This window comes from Sphingomonas sp. CBMAI 2297 (genome assembly GCF_029870595.1).
Lineage (GTDB): Bacteria > Pseudomonadota > Alphaproteobacteria > Sphingomonadales > Sphingomonadaceae > Sphingomonas.
The window spans coordinates 152,838-175,556 of sequence record NZ_JAPDIR010000009.1 but is presented as its reverse complement, the minus strand read 5'-3'; the positions used below and the strand labels follow the sequence as shown (position 1 = coordinate 175,556).

General features: G+C 68.7%; 18 protein-coding genes. 13 read left to right on the top strand and 5 right to left on the bottom strand.

The annotated features are described in order from the left end of the window. Positions 1 to 33: 33 nt before the first annotated feature. The 4 genes from OMP43_RS14350 to OMP43_RS14335 all read right to left on the bottom strand — a co-directional run bounded on the left by OMP43_RS14350 (position 34) and on the right by OMP43_RS14335 (position 4,171). The gene (locus OMP43_RS14350) at positions 34 to 468 is read right to left on the bottom strand and encodes an EF-hand domain-containing protein (protein ID WP_280280208.1); all 435 of its coding nucleotides are present in this window, start codon (positions 466 to 468) and stop codon (positions 34 to 36) included. A 109-nt stretch (positions 469 to 577) separates the two neighbouring features. Beyond that, the gene (locus OMP43_RS14345; RefSeq protein ID WP_280280207.1) at positions 578 to 1,351 is read right to left on the bottom strand and encodes a thioesterase family protein; all 774 of its coding nucleotides are present in this window, start codon (positions 1,349 to 1,351) and stop codon (positions 578 to 580) included. Further along, positions 1,348 to 2,871, bottom strand: a complete 1,524-nt coding sequence (locus tag OMP43_RS14340) for a class I adenylate-forming enzyme family protein (protein WP_280280206.1) — start codon at positions 2,869 to 2,871, stop codon at positions 1,348 to 1,350. Before OMP43_RS14340 ends, OMP43_RS14345 begins: the two co-directional genes overlap by 4 nt. A 73-nt stretch (positions 2,872 to 2,944) precedes the next feature. Beyond that, positions 2,945 to 4,171 carry an MFS transporter gene (locus tag OMP43_RS14335; protein WP_280280205.1) on the bottom strand — a complete coding sequence of 409 codons (1,227 nt, stop codon included), beginning with the start codon at positions 4,169 to 4,171 and terminating at the stop codon, positions 2,945 to 2,947. A gap of 250 nt (positions 4,172 to 4,421) precedes the next feature. On the opposite strand from OMP43_RS14335, the gene OMP43_RS14330 reads away from it, so the two are divergent. The 8 genes from OMP43_RS14330 to OMP43_RS14295 all read left to right on the top strand — a co-directional run bounded on the left by OMP43_RS14330 (position 4,422) and on the right by OMP43_RS14295 (position 16,064). Beyond that, positions 4,422 to 5,642, top strand: a complete 1,221-nt coding sequence (locus OMP43_RS14330; RefSeq protein WP_280280204.1) for an acyl-CoA dehydrogenase family protein — start codon at positions 4,422 to 4,424, stop codon at positions 5,640 to 5,642. A gap of 113 nt (positions 5,643 to 5,755) precedes the next feature. Next, on the top strand, positions 5,756 to 6,826 hold the full coding sequence (locus OMP43_RS14325) for an acyl-CoA dehydrogenase family protein (RefSeq protein ID WP_280280203.1): 1,071 nt from the start codon (positions 5,756 to 5,758) through the stop codon (positions 6,824 to 6,826). Between the two features lie 524 nt (positions 6,827 to 7,350). Next, positions 7,351 to 10,149: a TonB-dependent receptor gene (locus OMP43_RS14320; RefSeq protein ID WP_280280202.1), complete on the top strand. Its 2,799-nt coding sequence runs from the start codon at positions 7,351 to 7,353 to the stop codon at positions 10,147 to 10,149. A gap of 120 nt (positions 10,150 to 10,269) precedes the next feature. After that, positions 10,270 to 10,638 carry a hypothetical protein gene (locus OMP43_RS14315; protein WP_280280201.1) on the top strand — a complete coding sequence of 123 codons (369 nt, stop codon included), beginning with the start codon at positions 10,270 to 10,272 and terminating at the stop codon, positions 10,636 to 10,638. A gap of 55 nt (positions 10,639 to 10,693) precedes the next feature. Continuing rightward, on the top strand, positions 10,694 to 11,467 hold the full coding sequence (locus OMP43_RS14310; protein ID WP_280280200.1) for a DeoR/GlpR family DNA-binding transcription regulator: 774 nt from the start codon (positions 10,694 to 10,696) through the stop codon (positions 11,465 to 11,467). Positions 11,468 to 11,480: 13 nt separating this feature from the next. Beyond that, a complete protein-coding gene (locus tag OMP43_RS14305) occupies positions 11,481 to 12,626 on the top strand; it encodes an MFS transporter (RefSeq protein WP_280280199.1) in 1,146 nt (381 codons plus the stop codon). Positions 12,627 to 12,747: 121 nt separating this feature from the next. Next, complete coding sequence (locus OMP43_RS14300) at positions 12,748 to 14,979, top strand: TonB-dependent receptor (protein ID WP_280280198.1); 2,232 nt, start codon at positions 12,748 to 12,750, stop codon at positions 14,977 to 14,979. Beyond that, a complete protein-coding gene (locus OMP43_RS14295; RefSeq protein ID WP_348538606.1) occupies positions 14,979 to 16,064 on the top strand; it encodes a PepSY-associated TM helix domain-containing protein in 1,086 nt (361 codons plus the stop codon). The genes OMP43_RS14300 and OMP43_RS14295 overlap by 1 nt, the downstream gene beginning before the upstream one ends. Positions 16,065 to 16,095: 31 nt before the next feature. Here the strand turns inward: OMP43_RS14295 and OMP43_RS14290 are convergent, their stop codons facing one another. Beyond that, positions 16,096 to 17,334: a TetR/AcrR family transcriptional regulator gene (locus OMP43_RS14290; protein ID WP_280280197.1), complete on the bottom strand. Its 1,239-nt coding sequence runs from the start codon at positions 17,332 to 17,334 to the stop codon at positions 16,096 to 16,098. A gap of 143 nt (positions 17,335 to 17,477) precedes the next feature. On the opposite strand from OMP43_RS14290, the gene OMP43_RS14285 reads away from it, so the two are divergent. The 5 genes from OMP43_RS14285 to OMP43_RS14265 all read left to right on the top strand — a co-directional run bounded on the left by OMP43_RS14285 (position 17,478) and on the right by OMP43_RS14265 (position 22,682). Continuing rightward, positions 17,478 to 18,761: an acyl-CoA dehydrogenase family protein gene (locus OMP43_RS14285; protein WP_280280196.1), complete on the top strand. Its 1,284-nt coding sequence runs from the start codon at positions 17,478 to 17,480 to the stop codon at positions 18,759 to 18,761. 123 nt (positions 18,762 to 18,884) lie between these two features. After that, positions 18,885 to 19,970, top strand: a complete 1,086-nt coding sequence (locus OMP43_RS14280) for a Zn-dependent alcohol dehydrogenase (protein ID WP_280280195.1) — start codon at positions 18,885 to 18,887, stop codon at positions 19,968 to 19,970. Beyond that, complete coding sequence (locus OMP43_RS14275) at positions 19,967 to 20,983, top strand: phosphotransferase family protein (protein WP_280280194.1); 1,017 nt, start codon at positions 19,967 to 19,969, stop codon at positions 20,981 to 20,983. The genes OMP43_RS14280 and OMP43_RS14275 overlap by 4 nt, the downstream gene beginning before the upstream one ends. A gap of 99 nt (positions 20,984 to 21,082) precedes the next feature. Then, on the top strand, positions 21,083 to 21,850 hold the full coding sequence (locus tag OMP43_RS14270; RefSeq protein WP_280280193.1) for an SDR family oxidoreductase: 768 nt from the start codon (positions 21,083 to 21,085) through the stop codon (positions 21,848 to 21,850). 46 nt (positions 21,851 to 21,896) lie between these two features. Continuing rightward, entirely contained in the window at positions 21,897 to 22,682 is a 786-nt protein-coding gene (locus OMP43_RS14265) for a glucose 1-dehydrogenase (RefSeq protein ID WP_280280192.1), read from the top strand. Positions 22,683 to 22,719: the final 37 nt, after the last annotated feature.

The window sequence follows — 22,719 nt, the reverse complement described above, 5'->3', positions numbered from 1 at the left end:
GAGGCAAACCCGCCCGGGCCAGAGCGGGCGGGCTCAGTTGCTCTCCGAGCCGCCCGGCGGGGGACCGCGACGTTCCATCCGCGTGCGCATCGCCGCGAACTCGGCCTGATCGATCTTGCCGTCGTGATTGGTGTCGAGCCGGTCGAAGCGGCGCTCGGCCTGGGCCTGCATGTCGGCAAGCGTCATGTCGCCGGCCATGCCGCGACCGCCACCGCCACCGCCACCGGGACGCGCGGCGGCGCGCTCTTCCGGGCTGACCTTGCCGTCATGGTTGGTGTCGAGCCGCGCGAAGCGGGCGGCGACATCGGCCTGGAATTCTTCCTTGGTGATCACGCCGTCATGATTGGTGTCGAGCCGGTCGAACATGCCGCCGCCGGGCGGGGGCGGAGCCGGCGGCGCGTCTTGCGCGAAGGCCGGGGCGCCCAGCAGCGTCGCGCCAAAGGCGGCGGCGAGGAGGAACTTCTTCATCGGGGTCGAACTCCTGTGTTCCGGGGGTGTCGCCCCGACAGGATTCGATTTCTGGACAGCAGCTGTCGCATGGATTTGTCATGCGCCCGGGAAACTGTCGCAAATTGTCTCAGCCGAAGATGGCGACTCCCTGCATCGCCTCGGCGACGGGTTCGCCCGCCGCGTTCCAGATCGCCATGCGCTGGGTGGAATAGCCGTGGTGCGCGGTATCGGCGGCGGCGTGGAGCAGCCACCAGCCATCGGTGGTGCGCGGCTCGGCGGTCTGGAAATTGATCTGCCAGTTCAGCGAGCTGAGCGGCGTGCGGCGCTCCTCGATCAGCTTGAAGGCGGCGGGCGGCAGCGCATCGCCGATCGCCATCAGCTCGACGAACGGATGAAGGCCGGCGGACGCGCGCAGCCGGGCCCAGCGCAGCCATTCGGCCGGGCCGGTGCCGTCCCGGTGGTCCTGGAAGTTGAAGTTGCCGGTGAAGAAGTCCTCAGGGCCCGTATAGAGCTCGGCGTCCGGCACCGGCGGGGGCAGGGGCGCGCGCGGCGCCGCGTCATGGGCGAGGGCCGAGGCGAGCGGCGCCATGAACACGAAGGTTGCGCGCAGGCCGAGCCCCGCCTCCGAGACGACGTCGGACTGGAGGAAAGCGGCGTTGCGGCCGCGGCGGAGCTTCGTCGCGGTGACGGTCACGTCGCCGGCGAGCGGCCCGATAAAGGCGATCTGGGCCGAGCGGAGCGGCGGCAGCTCGGGCTCGGCCTCGAGCGCCGCCTGGAGCGCCAGCGCGGCGGACAGGCCGCCATAGGCGGTGCGGCCTTGCATCCAGTCGGCGGGCACGGCCGTGGTGAAGCCGCCGTCGGTGCGTGCCGCTCCCGCCAATAGGTCCGCGAGCGGCGTCATCCCGCGGCGTACCGGTCGCGCAGCTCGCGCTTGAGGACCTTGCCGATCGCGTTACGGGGCAGCTCGTCGAGCTTGACCAGATCCGCCAGGCGCTGGGTCTTGCCGACCCGGGCGTTGAACCAGGCGAGCACCTCGGCCGGGTCGCCCGGGCCGGTGAAGAAGCCGACCGGCGTCTCGCCCCATTGCTCCGAGGGGATGCCCACCACCGCGCAATCCGCCACGCCGGGGTTCCCGGCCAGCTCCGCCTCGAGGTCCGAGGGGTAGATGTTGAACCCGCCCGAGATGATCAGGTCCTTCTTGCGGTCCATCAGGATCAGGAAGCCGTCCTCGTCGAAGCGGCCGACATCGCCGTGGCGAATGTAGCGATTGCCCTCGGCGTCGTGCCAGCTGGCGTCGCGCGTCGCCTCGGCGCGGCCGTGATAGCCGCTCATCATCGCGCCCGAACGGCCGACCACTTCGCCCATCTCGCCCTGCGGCACTTCGTTGCCCGCCTCGTCGATCAGGCGGATGTCCTGCCCCGGCAGCGGCGTGCCGACGGTGTGGAGCTTGGTGGGATGCATGTTGCAGAGCAGGGCAGTGGTGCCGCCGCCCTCGGTCATCCCGTAATATTCGACGAGCAGGCCCGGCCAGCGGGCGAGCACATCGGCCTTCAGCGCCGCGGAGAAAGGCGCGCTGGTGCAGGTCTTGAGGACGAAGGACGAGAGGTCGAAGCTGTCGAAATCGGGCAGCGCCATGATCCGCTGATACTGGACGGGCACGAGCATCGCATGGGTGGCGCGATGCCTCGCCGCCTGGGCCACGAAGGCGTGCGCGTCGAACTTGCCGAGCAGCACCGCGGTGCCGCCCCAGGCGATGGTGGGGATGAAGCTGACCAGCGTGGTGTTCGAATAGAGCGGGGTGGCGACCATCGTCACCGCATTGGCGAAGCCGCCGGGCGCGCGGGCGATGTGGATCCACCGCATCGCCTGGGGCTGGACGATGCCCTTGGGCACGCCGGTGGTGCCCGAGCTGTAGATGATGTTGAAGGGATCGTCCGGGCCGACCTCGACCGGCACGGGCCTGCTGCCCTCGGGGGCCAGGAAGGCGTGAAAAGCGAGGCCGGCCTCACCATCGTCGAGCGCCACCCGCTTCGCTGCGACGGTCGCGTCGCCCAGCGCCTTCGCGCCGGTGGCATCGAGGAACAGGATCTTCGCGCCGCAATCGGCGATCATCGCGGCGAGCTGCGCCGGCGTGGCCGAAAGCTGGAGCGGCGTGGGGACGCAGCCGGCCCGCAGCGCGCCGAAAAAGGCGCAGGCATATTCGATCGAGGACGCGCCGAGGATCGCGACCGCTTCGTTCCTGGCCAGCCCCTCGCGCTGGAGCGCCGCGGCGACGCGATCGAGCATCGCGTCGAGCGCGGCATAGCTGATCGACCGATCCTCGCAGATCATCGCCGGCTTGTCCGGCCGCTCCTCCGCATGGCCGCGGATCAGGTCGGACAATGTGGCGAATTCGCCGGCGAGCATCGCTTCGGTACGCATAGCTTCTCCCCCGTTCCCGGCACGCCTAGAAGAGCGCCGGGACGAAGGCCATACGCATTTTTCGAAAAAATGCTCAATCGCTCGGTTGCGGTTCCGTGGCGGAGGCGGGGCGCATGTGCACGAACAGCGCGATGATCAGCGCGGCGCAGGCCATCAGCGTGCCGGCGACGAGGAACGCCGCGCCGTCGAAGCCGCGATGCGAGCCCGCCGCCAGCGCCTGGGTGGCGATCAGCGGGCCGAGGATCGCCGCGACGTTGTTCATGCTCGAGATGCCGCCCTGCAGCGCGCCCTGGTGCGAGGCGCCGACCATGCCCGACAAGGTGCCGTTGAGCGCCGGATAGGCGAACGCCCCGAAGGCGCCGACCAGGAAGAAGGCATAGACCTGCCAGCCCTGCTGGATGAAGGCATAGGAGAAGAGCGTGAACGAGGCGGCGCAGAGCGCGATCAGCGCCGCCCCGCGCTCGCCGAACCGCTTGATCACCCGGCCGGTGAGCAGCGCCTGCACCAGCACGGTGAGGAAGCCGACATAGGCGAGCGACCAGCCGATCGCCGTCGCATCCCAGCCGAAGCGGATCGCCGCCCAGAAGGACCAGGTGGACGGATAGACGGTGCCGGCGAGCTGCCAGAAGAACCAGGCGAGCAGCAGCGGCCCGGCATTGCCGGCATGGAAGAGCGGGCGGAAGGCGCCGATGATGTGCGCGTCCGACCAGCGGAACGGCCGGCGGTTCTCCTTCGCCAGCGTCTCGGGCAGGAAGAAGAACATCACCGCCGCGTTCAGCGCGGCGCAGATCGCGGCGATCAGAAAGGGCGCGCGCAAGCCGAGCACCGAGCTGATCCCGCCCAGCGCCGGCCCCAGGATGAAGCCGACGCCGAACGCCGCGCCGACCAGCCCGAACACCGCGCTGCGCTTCTCGGGCGGAGTCACGTCGGCGATCACGGCGCTCGCCGGGCCGAAAGTGGCGCCCGCGATCCCGGCGATGACCCGGCCGACGAACAGCCAGGCCAGGCTGGGCGCCGCCGCCATCAGCGCATAGTCGATCGCGAAGGCGACCATCGACAGGATCAGCACCGGGCGGCGGCCATAGCGGTCGCCCAGATTGCCGAGCACCGGGCCGGCGAAGAAGCCGGCGATGGCGAAGGCGGCGAGCATCCAGCCGGCGATGCGGGTCGCGGCATCGAGCTCGACATGGCCGAGCTCGGTGACGAGCGCGGGCAGTACCGGCATGACGATGCCGAAGCCGATCACGTCGATGAGCACGGCGATCAGCACGATCGGCACCGCGCGATGTTCGAACTTCATGATTATCCCCTTTGCGGGCCCTTTAGCAGAGAAGGGCGATGTCGCCACGCGCAATACCATGGGAACATAATGGGAACTTCGGCGACATGGCAAGGGGCATGGCAAGAGGGCGTCACCCCGGCGAAACCCGGGATGACGGATCGGGGGCGAAGCCGGAGAGTGGCGGGGCGACGGATGCGGCGATGGAATGGCTTGACGCCCGCCCAGCCGTACCGCAAATTCGAAAGGACAAGAACATCCGGAGAGTGTGATGGCCACGGCCCCCGATATCGATGCCCCGGCGAATCCCCTGGATACGTTTCGCGCCGAGGCCCGCGCCTGGATCGCGGCGAATTTCCCGCCCGGCCTGAAGGGCAAGGACAATGCGATGTCCGCGATCGAGGGGCCGCACGAGAATTCGCCCGAGGAAGCCGCCTGGCAGCAGGCGATGGGGGACAAGGGCTGGGGCGTGCCGACCTGGCCCAGGGAATATGGCGGCGGCGGGCTGAGCCGGGCCGAGGCGCGGGTGCTCCAGGAAGAGATGCAGCGCGCCGGCGCCTGGAACCCGATCGGCGGCATGGGCGTGATGATGTTCGGCCCGACCCTGCTCGAATATGGCACGGAGGCGCAGAAGCGCGAGCATATCCCGGCGATCGCCAAGGGGCTGGTGCGCTGGTGCCAGGGCTATTCGGAGCCGGGCGCGGGCTCGGACCTCGCCTCGCTGCAGACCTTCGCCGAGGATCATGGCGACCATTATGTCGTCAACGGCCAGAAGACCTGGACCAGCGGCGGCCAATGGGCGGACAAATGCTTCATGCTCGTCCGCACGGACAAGACGAAGAAGCATGAGGGCATCACCTTCCTGCTGGTCGACATGGACACGCCGGGCGTGGAAGTGAAGCCGATCCGGCTGATCTCCGGCTCGTCGCCCTTCTGCGAGACTTTCTTCACCGATGTGAAGGTCCCCAAGGCCAATCGGGTGGGCCAGGAAGGCGAGGGCTGGACGATCGGCAAGCGGCTGCTCCAGCACGAGCGCTCCAGCCTGTCGGGCGGCGGCTCGGCCGCGGGCCGGATGTTCGCCGGCGCCTCGCTGGGGCAGATCGCCAAGAAGTTCGTCGGCGTGGACGGCGAGGGCCGGATCGCCGATGCCGATCTGCGCGGCCGCATCGCCCGGCACGAGATGGACCTGCGCAGCTTCCTGCTCACGCTGCGCCGCACCGCGCTGGAGGCCAAGTCGAACCAGGGGCCGAGCGCCGCCACCTCGATCATGAAGAATGTCGGCGCGCGGATCATGCAGGAGCGCTCCGAGCTGCTGATCGAGATCCGCGGCCTGGCCGGCCTCGGCTGGGACGGCGACGGGTTCGAGGAGGACGCGCTCAAGGACGTGCGCGGCTGGCTCTTCGGCAAGGCGGTGTCGATCTATGGCGGCTCGACCGAGATCCAGAACAACGTGATCGCCAAGCGCATCCTGGGGATGCTGGATCATCAGTGATTTCTCCCTCTCTCCGCTTGCGGGGAGAGGGCCGGGGAGAGGGGCCTTGGGAGCGCGGGGGGTACATGCCCCTGTCCCCGGCCCGCTCCCCTGAAGGTGAGAGGGAGTTTGTTGTGGCAATCCTGACCGAAGAACAGACGATGCTGCGCGACATGGCGCGCGAATGGGCGGACAACGAGGCGCCCGTCGCCGCCTTTCGCAAGATGCGCGATGCGGCGCCGGCGGCGGGCTATGACGCCGAGATGTGGCGCGCCCAGGCCGAGATGGGCTGGGCCGGCATCCTGGTGCCCGAGGCGCAGGGCGGCGCCGGGATGGGCTATGTCTCGCTGGGCCTGGTGCTCGAGCAGCTTGGCCGCAACCTGGTCGCGACGCCGCTCGCCAGCACCGCGGCGGCCACCAGCGCCATCCTGATGGGCGGATCGGACGCGCAAAAGGCCGCATGGCTGCCGCGGATCGCGGCGGGCGAGCTGGTCGCCACGCTGGCGATCGACGAGGGTCCGCGTTTCGACCCCGCGACGATCGCGACGAAAGTGGAAGGCGGCAGGCTGAGCGGCGTGAAGGCCTTTGTGCCCGAGGGCGACGGCGCGCAGCTGTTCGTCGTCGCGGCGACGGACGGGCTGTATCTCGTCCCGGGCGATGCGGGCGTGACGCGTTCGCCGCGGCACCTGACCGATGCGCGCAGCCATGCGCAGGTGACGTTCGACAATGCTCCGGCCGAGGCGCTGGGCGGCGGCGCGGAGCTGATCGGGCAAGTCGCGGACCGCGCGGCGGCGGCGGCGAGCGCCGAGATGCTGGGCATGGCCGAGAGCGCCTTCGCCCAGACCAACGACTATCTGAAGACCCGCGTCCAGTTCGGCCAGGTGCTGGCGAGCTTCCAGGCGCTGCAGCATCGCATGGCGAAGATGTTCACCGAGCTCGAGCTCTGCCGCTCGGCGGTGGAGGGCGCGCTGGAGGCGATCGACAGCGGCCGTGCGAACGTTGCGCAGGAGGTCAGCCTGGCCAAGGCGGTGGCGAACGAGACGCTTCACCTGGTCAGCCGCGAGATGATCCAGCTCCATGGCGGCATCGGCATGACCGACGAGCATGATGCGGGCTTCTACCTGAAGCGGGCCCGGGTGCTGGAGGCGCAATGGGGCAATGCCGCCTGGCACCGCGACCGGTTCGCGCGGTTGAACGGCTACTAGGGCCACGATTCAATCGGCAAAGCCCGTCGTCCCCGCGCAGGCGGGGATCCAGGGTAATTCGGGACAGGGATGCTGCCAGGCGAGCGCTCCCCGGAGCGCGTGGGACTCGACCGCGTGCAACCCGCCTCTGGCCCTGGATCCCCGCCTGCGCGGGGATGACGAAGGGAGGGATAGCGGGGATGACGAGGGCGCGCGGGGATGACGGTGATGGTTTGGGCCGGGCGACCCCGGGCCCGATCCGGGGCGCGATTTCTGCCGTATCGCGCTTTCGTCTGGGATCCCGGCCTTTGCCGGGGTGACGGTTATGGCGTGAGACCGCAAAGCGCCCGCAATTTTTCGAAGATCGATTCGGCCAGGGTATGGAGACATAACCCAGCAATATATGACATTTGCGCAACACTGCTGAGTTAGTCCCCTTTTGCAACCTTTGTTCTGCTTGACGTCCCTCCGGGACCTGTCAGTATTCGAGGATAGGGTATGGAGCCGCCAAAGTGCTCTGGCCCGTGGTGGGAGAGATGATGATGATGCGGTTACGCCTTTTGTCGTGCGTTGCTGTTCCTGCGCTCAGCTTTGCCCTGGCGGCTCCTGCCTTCGCGCAGGACACCCAGACCCCGGCCGACGCGGCTGCCCAGAACCAGAGTGGCCAGAACCAGAACGGCCAGAACCAGGCCGAGCAGAACACGGGAACCCGCGATCCCAACGAGATCGTCGTCACTGCCCAGGGGCGCGCCCAGGTGCTCGCCGACGTGCCGCTCGCCGTCTCGGCGGTGACCGCCACCCAGCTCGAGCGCACCGGCGCCAACGACATTCGCGCGCTCAACCAGGTCGCGCCGTCGCTGCTCGTCTCCTCGACCGGCAGCGACGCCAACACCTCCGCCCGCATCCGCGGCGTCGGCACGGTGGGCGACAATCCGGGCCTGGAAAGCTCGGTCGCGACCTTCATCGACGGCGTATATCGCTCGCGCACCGGCCTGGGCCTGAACGACCTGGGCGAGATCGAGCGCATCGAAGTGCTGCGCGGGCCGCAGGGCACGCTGGGCGGGCGCAACGCCTCGGCCGGCATGCTCAGCGTCACCACCAAGGGGCCGGAGTTCACCTTTGGCGGCATGGCCGAGGCCACCTATGGCAATTACGACGCGTGGCGCCTGCAGGGCGCGGTGACCGGGCCGCTGACCGAGCAGCTCGCCTTTCGCCTCGACGGGCTCTATTCCAAGCGCGACGGCTTCTATCACGACGTCAATACCGGGCGGGACATCAACAATCGCGACCGCTATCTCGTCCGCGGCCAGCTGCTGTTCCAGCCCAGCTCCGATCTCTCCGTCCGCCTGATCGGCGACTATAGCTATCGCAAGGAAGATTGCTGCGCCGCCGTCTATGCGACTGCCGACGTGTCGCAGGCCAATGCCTATGTCTCGCCGACCAATCCCGGGCTGATCGCGCCGGGCACGCCGGTGGCGACGGTGCTGACCGGGATCACCGGCACCACCTTCGCGCAATATTTCCCGGGCTATAACGACGCCTATTCGCGCCGCATCGCGACCAGCGCCAACCGCTCCTATACCGGCAAGACCAAGGACTGGGGCTTCTCGGCCGAGGTCAACTGGAACCTGGGCGGCGTCGAGCTGACCTCGATCACCGCCTATCGCGACTATGACAATACCCAGGCGGCCGACGCCGATTACGGCCTGGCCGACATCCTCTATTTCGGCCCGAAGAGCGGCCGTCAGTTCAAGACCTTCACCCAGGAGCTGCGCTTCCATGGCGAGGCGCTGGGCGGCAAGCTCGACTGGCTGGTGGGCGGCTATTACGCCCATGAGGACCTGGACACCAAGAGCGAGCTCAAGTTCGGCAATGATTATGGCCGGTTCGCCGCCTGCCGCGTCGTCTATGGCTCGTTCAGCGCCTTCTACAATCCGAACAATGTCGGCTGCCTGTCGCCCACCGGCGTGGCGGTGCTGAGCAACACGCTCGGGCCGCTCGGCGCGGCGGGGTCGGCGATGGTGCAGGGGCTGCAGCGGCTCGACACGGTCCGCAACGTCGGCGACGACACGGCGAACTTCGACCAGACCAGCTCGAACTTCGCCTTCTTCACGCACAACATCTTCCACGTCACCAGCAAGGTGGATCTGACGGTGGGCCTGCGCTACACCAACGAGACCAAGAAGCTGAACGCGAACTTCAACAATACCAACACGATATGCCCGGTGCAGCAGGCGAACCTGCTGCCCTATATGGGCGTGGCTGCGCTGGCGCCGCTCGCCGGCGGCATCATCACGCTGAGCTGCCAGGGCGGCTCGTCCTCCGCGCTCAACGGGCTGACGCTGAACGACCAGCGCAAGGAGAACAAGTTCACCGGCACGGCGATCCTGTCGTGGAAGCCGGTCGACAACATCCTGCTCTATGGCAGCTATTCGCGCGGCTACAAGGCGGGCGGCTTCAACCTCGATCGCTCGGCCTTCAAGAACCCGAACCCGGCCCAGCCGCTGCCGATCTTCCCGATCAGCCTGGCCAATGCCGGCTATTATGCCGATGTGCTCCAGTTCGAGGAGGAGACGGTTACCGCCTATGAAGCGGGCATGAAGCTCTCGACCCGGGGCTTCAACCTGAACGTCGCGGGATTCCGCCAGGAATTCAGCAATTTCCAGCTGAATACCTTCAACGGCACCGTCTATCTCGTCCAGAACATCAACGGCTGCAAGATCAGCCTGAACGGCGGCGATCGCGACCTGAGCGCGACCACCGGCGCCTGCCCGTCGAACCAGATCAAGCCGGGCGTGGTCTCGACCGGCTTCGAAGTCGAGATGGCCATGTCGCCGGTGCGCGACCTGAACTTCAACTTCGGCGTGACCTATGCCAAGACCAAATACGCCAACAACCTGGTCGGCTCGAGCAGCGGCGCGCCGCTCGATCCGGCGCTGCGCCTGCTGCCGGGCCAGCTGCTCTCGAACGCGCCCGAATGGGTGGTGACGAGCTCGGCGGGCTGGACGCCGTCGCTGGGCGGATCGCTGCGCGGCCTGCTCTATGTCGATGCGCGTCTGGCCGACCGCTACAACACCGGCTCGGACCTGTTTCCCCAGAAGGAGCAGCAGAGCTTCGTGGTGGTCAACGGCCGGATCGGCATCAGCGGCAACGACCAGCTCTGGGCCCTGGAGCTCTGGGTCCAGAACGCGACCAAGGCCAATTACATGCAGGTCGGCTTCAGCTCGCCCTTCCAGGCGGTGAGCACCACGCCGACGACGGGCTATCCGGGCGGGTCGCAGATCTTCTCGGCCTATCTCGCCGAGCCGCGGACCTATGGCATCACGCTGCGCTCGCGCTTCTGACGCCTTTGGCAAGGAATGGGGACGGGCCCGCGGAGCGATCCGCGGGCCCGTTCGCCGTTTCAGACGCGGTTCAGCCGGCCGGGCGGAAGGAGAGGGAAGATGATCGTGGAGAAATGCCGCATGCGCTTGTTCCCGTTGCCCCTGTTCGCCTTGCTCGTACCGGCCCCGGCCCCGGCCCTTGCCCAGGCGGCGGCGCCGGAATGCGCGGTCCGCGTCCAGTTCGGCAGCTATGCGATGGGGATCGACCGGCCCGCCTTCGAGCGCGTGCGGGCGCTGCTCGCGCGCGATCGCGGGGTGCGGGCGGTGGAGCAGCAGCATTGGGGGCGGGAAGGGGAGACGACGCTCTGCGTGCGGACGCGCCGGCCGAGCGATGCGCGGCGGCTGTTCGGACGCGTGCAGGCGGCGCTGCCCGCCAAGCCGCGCGGCCCGATCACGGTGGAGGCGCGCGGTGGCCTGCGCTTCGAGGCGCCGCGACCGCAAGAACACTGAATCGTGCATGATCGTGCGCATTGACTCGCGTAGTTATGCACGATAATGCCGATTCATGATTGTTGATCCTCCCAATGCGCGGCGCGATGCGATTGCCGCGCGCCTTGCCGGCGGGCAGCCGGTTTCGGCCGGCGCCCTGGCCGCCGAGTTCGCGGTTTCGGAAGACGCGATCCGGCGCGACCTGCGGGCGCTGGCCGCCGAGGGCAAGTGCCGGCGCGTCTATGGCGGGGCGTTGCCGGTCTCCCCGATCTCGGCGCCGATGGCGGCGCGCATCGCGGGCGATCAGGGGCACAAGCATGCGCTTGCCCGCGCCGCCGCGACGACGATCCGCCCGGGCGAGTTCCTGTTCCTCGACAGCGGCAGCACCAACCTCGCGCTGGTCGAGTTCCTGCCCGAGGACAAGGACCTGACCATCGCGACCAATGCGATCGACATCGCCGCGGCGGTGCTGCGGCGGCAGGACCTGAAGCTGATCCTGCTGGGCGGCGAGGCCGATCCGATCATCGGCGGCTGTGTCGATGCGGTGGCGCTGCAGGCGCTGATGCAGATGCGGTTCGACCGGGCATTCATCGGCGCCTGCTCGGTGTCGGAGGACGGCGTGGGAGCGGCGCAGCTCGCCGATGCGACCTTCAAGCGCGCCCTGGTCGCCCGGGCGGCGCGCACAGTGGCGCTGATCGCCAGCGACAAGCTCGGCCGCGCCGCGCCGCACCAGGTCGCGGCGCTGGGCCAGATCGATCTGCTCGTGGTCGAGGCGAGCGCCTCGGCCGTGCAGCGCGCCGCGCTCGATGCCGCCGGGTGCCGCGGCATCCTCATCGCCGACCCCGCCTGAGCCGGAGCATTTCATGACGTCCGCCGATCGTCCGGCCACGCGGCTGGCCACGCGCCTTTCCTTCCTGGTCGCCGGGTTCGGGATCTCCTGCTGGGCGCCGCTGGTGCCCTTTGCCAAGGCGCGCCTGCATATCGACGCCGCGATGCTGGGGGTGCTGCTGCTCTGCATCGGCATCGGCTCGATCGCGGCGATGCTGGCGACCGGGCCGCTCAGCGCGCGTTATGGCGGCAAGCCGGTGATCGTGACGAGCGGCATCGCGCTCGCGGTGATCCTGCCGCTGCTGACCGTCGCCGCGACGCCCCTGGCGCTGGGCGGCGCGCTGCTGCTGTTCGGCGCCGCGCTCGGCTCGCTCGACGTGGCGATGAACGTGCACGCGGTGGAAGTGGAGCGCGCGGCGGACCGGCCGCTGATGTCCGGCTTCCATGCGCTGTTCAGCATCGGCGGCTTTGCCGGGGCCGGGCTGATGACGATCTTCCTGTCGCTCCGGGTAAGCGCGCTTGCCGGCAGCCTGGTGTGCGCGGGAATCATGCTGGCGGCGATGCTGGTCGCCCGGCCGCGATTGCTGCCGGCCATGCGGGGCGAGGACGGGCCGCTGTTCGTGCGGCCGCACGGCGTGGTGGTGCTGCTGGCGGTGCTCGCCATGGCGACCTTCCTGGCCGAAGGCGCGATGCTCGACTGGAGCGCGCTGTTGATCACCCAGATGGGGCTGGTCGGCGCGACGCAGGGCGGGCTGGGCTATATTCTGTTCGCGATCGCGATGACGGGCGGGCGGCTGCTGGGAGACCGGCTCACGGCGCGGCTGGGCGATTACCGCACCTTGCTGGGCGGCGGGCTGGTCGCGGTCGCGGGCTTCGTGGTGCTGCTGAGCGTGCCGGTCGCGCCGGTCGCCCTGGCGGGGTTCCTGCTGATCGGACTGGGGGCGTCGAACATCGTGCCGGTGCTGTTCCGCCTGGCCGGCGCGCAGACCCATATGCCGCCGGCCCTGGCGATCGGCGCGATCACCACGCTCGGCTATGCCGGCATTCTCGCCGGGCCGGCGGGGATCGGCCTGGTGGCGGAAGCGGTGGGGCTGCGCGCCGCCTTCTGGATGCTGGCGCTGCTGCTCCTGCTGGTTCCCTTCACCGCCCGGCGGACGGCGAGGGCGGCGAGTCCGGCCTGACGCGCGCCGGTATGGCGCAGGGGCTATTGCGACTAGCTTGCAATAGCATCTCTCCACTGCTAGCGGCTCCCGCGAACAGGCCGGCCCATGGCGGCACGGCGAAACTCCCGGGGGTCCAACCATGGCCGTGCGCGCGCGCCTTTCGCTGCTTTCCTTGCCGTTGCCGGTGCTTGTCGTGGCGATGCCGCCCGTCGCCCATGCCCAGCAGGCCGAGCCACGAAAGGATGCGGAGAATTCCGAGGAGATCGTCGTCACCGCGGCGCGCACGATGCTGCCGCCCAACGCGCTGCCGCTCACCATCGACGTGATCGACAAGCAGCGGCTCGACCAGCAGATCGCGATCTCGGGATCGGTGACCGATGCGGTGGCGAACCTCACGCCTTCCTTCTCGCCGACCCGCCAGAAGCTGTCCGGCGCGGGCGAGACGCTGCGCGGCCGCTCGCCGCTCTATGCGATCAACGGCATCCCGCAATCGACGCCGATGCGCGACGGCAGCCGCGACGGCTTCACCATCGACGGCTTCTTCGTCGACCGGGTCGAGCTGATCTATGGCTCGAACGCGCTGCAGGGGATCGGCGGCACCGGCGGCATCGTCAACCAGGTGACGGTGGGCGCGCCGAAGACCGATGGAGTCAGCGGGCGCGTGCTGCTGCAGGGCACGGCGGACAACGACTTCCGGAGCGACGGCATCGGCGGCAAGGCCGCGGGGCTGGTCCAGTGGAAGTCGGGCCGCTTCGACGCGAGCTTCGGCGCCGCCTATGAGAAGCGCGGCGTCTTCTACGACGGCGACGGGCGGCGCGTCGGCCTGAACCTCACCCAGGGCGAGACGCAGGATTCGACCACGGTCTCGCTGTTCTCGCGCATCGGATACCAGGTGGGCGATACCGGGCGGATCGACCTGATCGCGAGCCGCTTCGAGCTGAAGGGCGGCGGCAATTACGTCGCGGTGCCGGGCAACCGCGCCACCGGCCTGCCGACCAGCGCGATCCGCGGCGACGCTCCGGGCAAGCCGGCCACGAGCCGGACCGAGAGCGTGGCGCTCACCTATACCGACAGGGCGCTGGGCGGCGGCAATTTCGTCGGCCAGATCTTCTTCAACCGCACCCATGACACGTTCGGCGGCGAGATCGCGCCGATCGCGACCTTCCAGGACCCCAGGCTCGATCCGACCGAGAAGCTGTTCGACCAGTCGGAGAACCGCTCGCGCAAGCTGGGCGCCAAGCTGAGCTATGAGCGGGCGGTGCCCGGCTTCGAGGCGCTGACCGCCACGCTCGGCTTCGACGCGCTGATCGACAAGACCGAGCAGCGGCTGATCGCCACCGGCCGCATCTGGGTGCCGCCCAGCGATTTCCGCAGCCTGGCGCCCTTCGCCCAGGCGAACCTGAAGCTGTTCGGCGGCAAGCTGCGCCTGGCCGGCGGCGCGCGCTATGAGAATGTCGAGATCAGGATCGACGATTACCACACGCTCGCCTCCACCACCTATGTCGCGCCGAACAAGGCGACCTATGGCGGCGTCGCGGTCTCGGGCGGCAAGCCCAGGTTCGAGGACCTGCTGTTCAACGGCGGCGTGATCGTGGAACCGGTGGCCGGCATCCGCGCCTATGCGAGCTATGCCGAGGGCTTCACCGTGCCCGACATCGGCCGCATCACCCGGGCGATCAAGGTGCCCGGCGTCGACCTGGACAATTATCTCGACATCTCGCCGATCGTCTCGAACAATCGCGAGATCGGGGTGGAGGCGAAGCGCGGGCCGCTCGACGCCTCGGTCACCTATTTCTGGTCGTCGAGCGACAAGGGGCAGCTGCTGATCGCGCGCGCGAGCGGGATCTTCGACGTGCAGCGCCAGCGGGTGGAGATCGAGGGGCTGGAGGTCAATCTGGGCGTGAAGCTGCCGGTGCCGGGCCTGAAGGCGAGCATCGGCTATGCGCATCTGAAGGGCCGCTACGATGCGGACACGGTGCCGGACGGCAAGGTCGACACCGATCTCGACGGCACCAACATCTCGCCCGATCGCGTCAACCTGGCGGCGGACTATGCCAGCGGGCCGTTCAGCGCGCGGGTGCAGACGCAATTCTATCTGTCGCGCCGCTTCGACGGCAAGGCGCGGACGATCGACGACGCCAATCCGCTGCACCCGCAAAAGCTCTTCATGAACGATTTCGGCGGCTATGTGCTGACCGACGCCTATGTTCGCTACCAGACCGGGCTGGGCGGGCTGAGCCTCAGCGTCACCAACCTGTTCGACAAGATGTATATCGACTATAGCTCCGACACCCGTCTGCCCAACGACAACACGGTGTTCTATGCCGGGCGCGGGCGCACCTTCACGCTTGGCTGGGATTATCGCTTCTGATGCAGCGCGGCGTGATGCAATGGCTCGACCTGATCCACCGCTGGACCGGCGGCGTGCTCGGCCTGGTGCTGGCGATCATGGGGCTGACCGGGGCGATCCTGGTCCATGAGGAGAGCTGGCTGGCGCTGACGCTGCCGCACGCGGCGGACATGCGCGTGGCGGACGACGGCGCCATCGCCGCGACGACGGCGAAGCTGATGGCGGCCGAGCCGGCGACGCAGAGCATCGTCTATGCCGACGACCGGTTCGGGCTGCACCAGCTGCGCCTGGCCAAGGGTGCGGGCGCCTATGCCGACCAGGCGGGCGATGTGGTGACGCGCTGGGGCAGCCAGTGGAGCCGGCCTGAATTGTGGCTGTTCGACCTGCACCATCATCTCTTCACCGGCGATACCGGCGAGACAGTGATCGGCATCGCCGGGCTGGCGGCGATATTGTTCGTGATCACCGGCACGATCCTGTGGTGGCGGACGCGCAGGACCTTCAGGTTCCGGCTCTGGCCCAAGCGGCTGAGCCGGCCGATGGTCGTGATGCAGCACCGCGACCTGGGGATCGTGGTGGCGCCGCTGCTGCTGCTGTCGGCGGTGACCGGCACGATGATGATCTTCAAGCCCTTCGCGGCGCTCGTCACCATGCCCTTCTCCTCTCCGGCCGCCGATGCGGCGGCGATGAAGCCGCCCATGGCGAAGAGCGGGCCGCTGGCGGTGCATCCCGACTGGCGCGCGATCGTGGCGGCGGCGCATGCGCGCTTCCCCGATGCGCAGATCCGCATCCTTTCGCTGCCGCGCAAGGCCGGCGACCCGATCCTGGTGCGGATGCGGCGGGCGGGCGAATGGCTGCCCAACGGCCGCTCGAACATCTGGTTCGATGCCGCCGACGGCCATATGCTGGGATCGATCGACGCGCTGGCGCTGCCGCGAGGCGCGCAGATCTTCAACGGCGCCTATCCTGTGCACGCCGCCAAGGTGGGCGGGCTGCTCTACCGGCTGCTGCTCACCGCATCGGGGCTGGCGATGCTGCTGCTCGGCAGCCTGGCGGTGTGGAGCTTCTGGTTCAAGCGGCCGAAGATGGGGAAGCGCCCGGCCTAGCCGGACACGAACTTCTCTCCCCGATGGCCGGCTACCCCGCCAGCACCCGATCGTCGAACAGGCCGAAGGCCAGCGTGGAGGCATAGAAGGCCACCGCGCGCTCGCGCGGCATGGTGCTGGCCCATTTGCGCATGTCGAACGCCGCGTTCTGGAGCGCCATCAGCGTCTGCGAGGCGACCAGCGGATCGATCGCGCGGATCGAGCCCTGGGCGATCCCGTCCGACAGCATGCCGGCGAAGCGGCGGGCGATGCGGTTCGAGCGGTCGATCATCGTCGAGCGGACCTGGGGCGGCAGGCCGGAGAGCGCCGTGGTGCGCAGCAGCGGGCCGCGCTCGCTGAACTGATAGTCGAGCAGCGTGGCGATCGTGCTCTCCAGCTGCTCCCAATGCGTGCCGCCCGCATTCTCGGCCAGGCGCTGGGCGTCGGCGATGATGTCGAAGCTGCGCTTGTAGCAGGCGATGACCAGCTCGTCCTTGGCGTCGAGATGGTGGTAGAAGCTGCCCTTGGTGACGTTCAGCTCGGACGCGATCTTCTGGACCGAGGCGCCGCGATAGCCGAGCTCGTTGATCAGCCGGGTGGCGGCGAGCAGAAAGGCCTCGCGCCCCGGCTCGGGCTCCTCGTGCACGAGATCGAGCATCGCCGGCGTCCAGGCCTCGCCCGGGGCGGCGATGCCGGTGCGGAACACGTCCATCAGGCGCGCCTCGACGCGCGGATATTCGTCCACCTCGTAGCGGGGCAGCCAGGCGGTGAGCCAGAATGTGTTCTCGAGCAGCACATGCGCGCGGGCGCCGTGGAGATCGGTCTCGGCCCGGCTGGCGGCGGGGGCCCAGAGCGCGCGCGTCTTGCGGAACACGTCGCGCCAGCGATCGAGCAGCTCGCGCTTGATCGGGTCTTCCATCGCCCGCAGGTCGGAGAGAATGGCGAAGTCGCGCTCGGCGCCGCGGCGGATGCGGGCGAGTCGCTCCATGTTGATGTTGAGATAGCGCGCCACCCGGTCCTCGGGCGTGGGCTCCCGCGCGGCATCCTCGAGCATCGCCTCGAGCCGGTCGAGCGTCTGCTCGAAGGCGGCGGCGGCAAGGTCTTCCTTGCGCTTGAAGTAATAGGTGACGGACGTGGTGTTGAGGCCGACGCGGCGGGCCACGTCGGCGAAGGTCATCCCCTTGGCGCTCTGCTCGTTGATCGCGTCCGCGGCCGCGGCGAGGATCGCGTCCCGCTTGGCCTGGAAGCGTTTCGTCGCGCTTGCGATTTCGACTTTCCCCGGTGCATTCATTGCAACCAGTCTAACGGATTTGGTGTGAAGCCAAAGCGTTTTTTCGAATCGCGGTTGTGCCGATTTTCGCGCCGGCCCGACTTTACCGAATATCCGGTATGCTCTACTCCGGTCCAAGGAACTGAGATCGGAGAGGATGCGCCATGGATTTCACGCTGAGCGAGCGCGAGACCTATTTCCGCGATCGGGTGAAGGCGTTCATCGACACGCGCATCCGCCCCCGCGACGGCGACTATCGCGCCCAGCAGAAGGCGGGCGATCGCTGGAAGGTGCTGCCGGTGATCGAGGAAGTGAAGGCCGAGGCCAAGGCCGCCGGGCTGTGGAACTTCTTCATGCCGCCGCATTCGGGCCAGGCCCATGTCGACGACAGCTTCGAGTTCCAGGGCACGCAGCTCACCAACCTCGAATATGCGCTGTGCGCCGAGGAGATGGGGCGGCTCGGCTGGGCTTCGGAGTGCTTCAACTGCTCGGCGCCGGACACGGGCAACATGGAAGTGCTCCACCGCTACGGCACGCGGGCGCAGAAGGACCGGTGGCTCGCGCCGCTGATGGCGGGCGAGATCCGCTCGGCCTTTCTGATGACCGAGCCGGCGGTGGCGAGCTCGGACGCGACGAACATCCAGACGCAGATGGTGCGCGACGGCGATCATTATGTGGTCAACGGGCGGAAATGGTGGAGCTCGGGCGTGGGCGACCCGCGCTGCGCCGTCTCGATCGTGATGGGCAAGACCGACACGGGCGCCGCCAGGCACGCCCAGCAGAGCATGATCCTGGTGCCGATGGACGCCCCCGGCGTGAAGATCGAGCGCATGCTTTCGGTTTTCGGGTATGATCATGCGCCGCACGGGCACGGCGAAGTGGTGCTCGAGAATGTCCGCGTGCCGGCGGAGAATGTGCTGCTGGGCGAAGGCCGCGGCTTCGAGATCGCGCAGGGCCGGCTCGGGCCGGGGCGCATCCACCATTGCATGCGGACGATCGGCGTGGCGGAGGAGGCGATCGAGGCGATGGCCAGGCGGCTGGTCTCGCGCGTCGCCTTCGGCAAGCGCATCTCGGACCATTCGATCTGGGAGCAGCGCATCGCCCGCGCCCGTATCGACATCGAGATGACGCGGCTGCTCTGCCTGAAGGCGGCGGACATGATGGACAAGGCCGGCAACAAGGCCGCCCAGCTCGAGATCGCGATGATCAAGGTGCAGGCGCCGCAAATGGCGCTGCAGATCATCGACGACGCGATCCAGGCGCATGGCGGCGCGGGCGTCTCGGGCGATTTCGCGCTGGCGCACGACTGGGCGGGCATCCGCACGCTGCGGCTCGCCGACGGGCCGGACGAGGTTCATTGCCGGGCGATCGCGCGCAACGAGTTCGGGAAATATGCCGAGTTCAAGGCGGACCGGGCGTCGAGCGGGGATGTGGGAGTCAGCCGCTAGCCTTCGTCATCCCCGCGAAGGCGGGGATGCGGAGGTGCGAGGGACCTCGCTCAGTTACCCTGGATCCCCGCCTTCGCGGGGATGACGGGTTGGGGGAGCAGGAGGACGGGTTAGGGGAGCAAGATGAAAGCAGCCATTCTCTACGAAGCGGGCAAGCCGCTCGAGATCGCCGATATCCGCGTTGCCAAGCCGGGCCCGCGCGAGGTGCTGATCCGCACCGCGGCGGTCGGCGTATGCCGCTCGGACCTCCATTTCGTCGACGGCGCCTTCCCGCATCCGGTGCCGACGGTGCCGGGGCACGAGGCCGCCGGCGTGATCGAGGCGGTGGGCAGCGACGTGGCGCATCTGAAGGTGGGCGATCACGTCATCACCTTCTTCACCGTGTTCTGCGGCAGCTGCGAGATGTGCGTGACCGGGCGCCCCTCGCTCTGCGTCGATCCGTCCACGCGCCGCCCGGCCGATGCCGAGCCGCGGCTGTCGCTGGACGACGGCACCGCGCTGGCGCCGTTCCTCAACCTTTCCGCCTTTGCCGAGCAGATGCTGGTGCACGAGAATGCGTGCGTGGCGATCTCGAAGGATATGCCGCTGGACCGGGCCGCGCTGCTGGGCTGCGCGGTGATCACCGGGGCGGGATCGGTGTTCAACGATAGCCGGGTGCGCCCCGGGGAGAGCGTCGCGGTGATCGGCGCCGGCGGGATCGGGCTCGCCGCGATCAACGCCGCCAGGATCGCCGGCGCCGGCACGATCCTGGCGATCGACCCGGTGGCGGAGAAGCGCGAGCTGGCGCTCAAGCTGGGCGCCACCCATGCGCTCGACGCGATGGCCGAGGGACTGGCCAAGGACGTGCTCAAGCTGACCGGCGGTGGCGTCCATTATGCGATCGAGGCGGTCGGGCGGCCGAACACCGCCGAGCTCGCCTGGAACATCCTGCGCCGCGGCGGCACCGCGACGATCCTGGGGATGATCGCGCCGGGGAACAATGTCAGCCTGCCCGGGCCGACCTTCCTGACCGGCAAGAAGATCCAGGGCTCGCTGCTGGGCTCGACGCGCTTTCCGATCGACATGCCGCGGCTGGTGCAGATGTATCTCGACGGGCTGCTCGACCTCGACACGATGGTCGCCGAGCGGATCCGGCTGGAGGACGTCAACGACGCGCTGGAGAAGCTGCGCAAGGGCGACAGCGTGCGCTCGGTGATCGAATTCGCATGAGCGACCTGGACGAAGCCCGGCTGGCGGACTGGCTGGCCGCGAACGTCGCCGGTTTCGCCGGTCCGCTGGCGGTGACCAAATTCCCGGGCGGGCAGAGCAACCCGACCTATCGGATCGATGCCGGCTCCGGCGCTTATGTGCTGCGCAGGAAGCCGTTCGGGCCGATCCTGCCCTCGGCGCATGCGGTGGAGCGCGAATATGCGCTGATCGCGGCGCTGCACCCGACGGGCTTCCCGGTCGCGCGGCCTTATGGGCTCTGCGAGGATGCCGAAGTGATCGGCGCGCCCTTCTACATCATGGAGATGGTGGAGGGGCGGACGCTGTGGGACGGCGCGCTGCCCGGCATGGCGCCGGCGGAGCGGACCGTGCACTACCATGCGATCGTCGACACGCTCGCGGCGCTCCATGCGGTGGAGTATGAGGCGGTGGGCCTGGGCGGCTATGGCAAGCCGGGCAATTACTTCGCGCGGCAGGTCGAGCGCTGGTCGAAGCAGTATCGGATGAGCCAGACCGACGACCTGCCCGAGATGGAGCAACTGATCGCGTTCCTGCCGCGCACCGTGCCCGAGCAGACGCGCACCAGCATCGTCCATGGCGATTTCCGCATCGACAACATGATCTTCGCGCCCGAGGGGCCGCGCATCCTGGCGGTGCTCGACTGGGAGCTGTCGACGCTGGGCGATCCGCTGGCGGACTTCTCCTATTTCCTGATGAGCTGGGTGACCGAGCCGGAAGGGCGATCGGGCGTGAAGGGGCTCACGGGCCCGCAGACCGGCATCCCGACGATCGAGCAGGTGGTCGCGCGCTATTGCGCGGCGACGGGGCGCGACGGCGTGCCTGACCTCAACTGGTATTTCGCCTATAACCTGTTCCGCCTCGCCGGGATCGTGCAGGGCATCAAGAAGCGGATGATCGACGGCAACGCCTCCAGCGCGCAGGCGGCGGCGACGGTGGAGCGGATGCCGGGGTTGGTGGCGGCTGCCTGGCATTTCGCGCGGGAAGCGGGGGCCTGATCGTCATCCCGGCGAAAGCCGGGATCTCGTGCGGCTCTTTTCCCGCCATCGCCTGAGATCCCGGCTTTCGCCGGGATGACGGGCAGAGTTGGAGGAAGGATGAGCACATTGTTCGACCTGGCCGGCAAGGTGGCGATCGTCACCGGATCCTCGCGCGGGATCGGCAGGGCCGCGGCCGAGGCGCTGGCCGCGCAGGGCGCGAAGGTGGTGATCTCCAGCCGCAAGCAGGACGCGTGCGACGAGGTCGCCGCCGCGATCGACGCGAGGCACGGTGCCGGCACCGCGCTGGCGGTGGCGGCGAGCATCTCGGACAAGGCGGCGCTCCAGCATCTGGTCGACGCGACGCGGCGCGCGTTCGGCCGTATCGACGTGCTGGTCTGCAATGCGGCCTCCAATCCCTATTACGGTCCGCTCGAGGGCATCGCGGACGACCAGTTCCGCAAGATCCTCGACAACAATGTCCTCTCCAACCACTGGCTGATCCAGATGGTGGCGCCGGAGATGCGGGCGCGGCGCGAGGGATCGATCGTGATCGTCTCGTCGATCGGCGGGATGCGCGGATCGCCGGTGATCGGAGCGTACAACGTCTCCAAGGCGGCGGACCTGCAGCTGGCGCGCAACTATGCGGTCGAGTTCGGGCCGGACAATGTGCGGGTCAACTGCATCGCGCCGGGCCTGATCCGAACCGACTTCGCCCGGGCGCTGTGGGAAGATCCCGAGCGGGCCAGGGCGACCAACGCGGCCACGCCGCTGCGGCGGATCGGCGAGCCCGAGGAAATCGCCGGTGCGGTGGTGTATCTGGCCAGCCCGGCCAGCGCGTTCATGACCGGCCAGGCGATGGTGATCGACGGGGGCGTGACGATTTGAATCCGCCTTCCGCGAGCGGGAGGGGAGAAGAGAGGGAAACGAAGAGATGCAGTTCACCGGCAAGGTCGCAATCGTCACGGGTGCCGGCTCCGGGATCGGGCGGGCGACGGCACGCGCCTTCGCGGAAGCCGGCGCGATGGTGGCGGCGGCGGATCTCAGCGAAGCCGTGGAGGAGACCGTCGCCGGACGGGAGAGCATGATCGCCGTGCGCATGGATGCGGGCGACGAAGCGGATGTCGAGCGGCTGGTCGCCACCGCGATCAAGGCGTTCGGCGGGCTCGACATCTTCTTCGCCAATGCCGGCATCTCCGGCGGCGCCACCGGCATCTTCGATACGCCGGTGGACCTGTGGACCGAAGTGCTGCGGGTGAACCTGATCGGCCCGGCGCTGGCGATCAAGCATGCGGGGCCGCGGATCGTCGAGCGCGGCGGCGGCGCGATCCTCTGCACCGCCAGCGTGGCCGGGCTGCGATCGGGCGCGGGCGGCCCGGCCTATTCGGCGAGCAAGGCGGGCGTGATCAACCTGGTGCAGACCGCCGCGCAGCAATTCGCCGGATCGGGCGTGCGCGTGAACGCGATCTGCCCGGGGCTGATCGAGACCGGCATGACCCAGCGCGCCTTCGACTATGCGCGTGAGACGGGCAAGGAAGACAAGCTCGGGCGGCTGAACCCGCTGCGCCGCGCCGGCGTGCCGGACGAGATCGCGCGTGTGGCGCTGTTCCTGGCGAGCGACGCCGCGAGCTATGTCAACGGCCAGGCCTGGGTGGTGGATGGCGGGCTTTCGTCGAGCCACCCGGTGACGCGGCAGGAATTCGGCAAGCCGGCGTTCTGATTGACTTGGGGCAGGCCACTCCGCACTCTCCCGATCA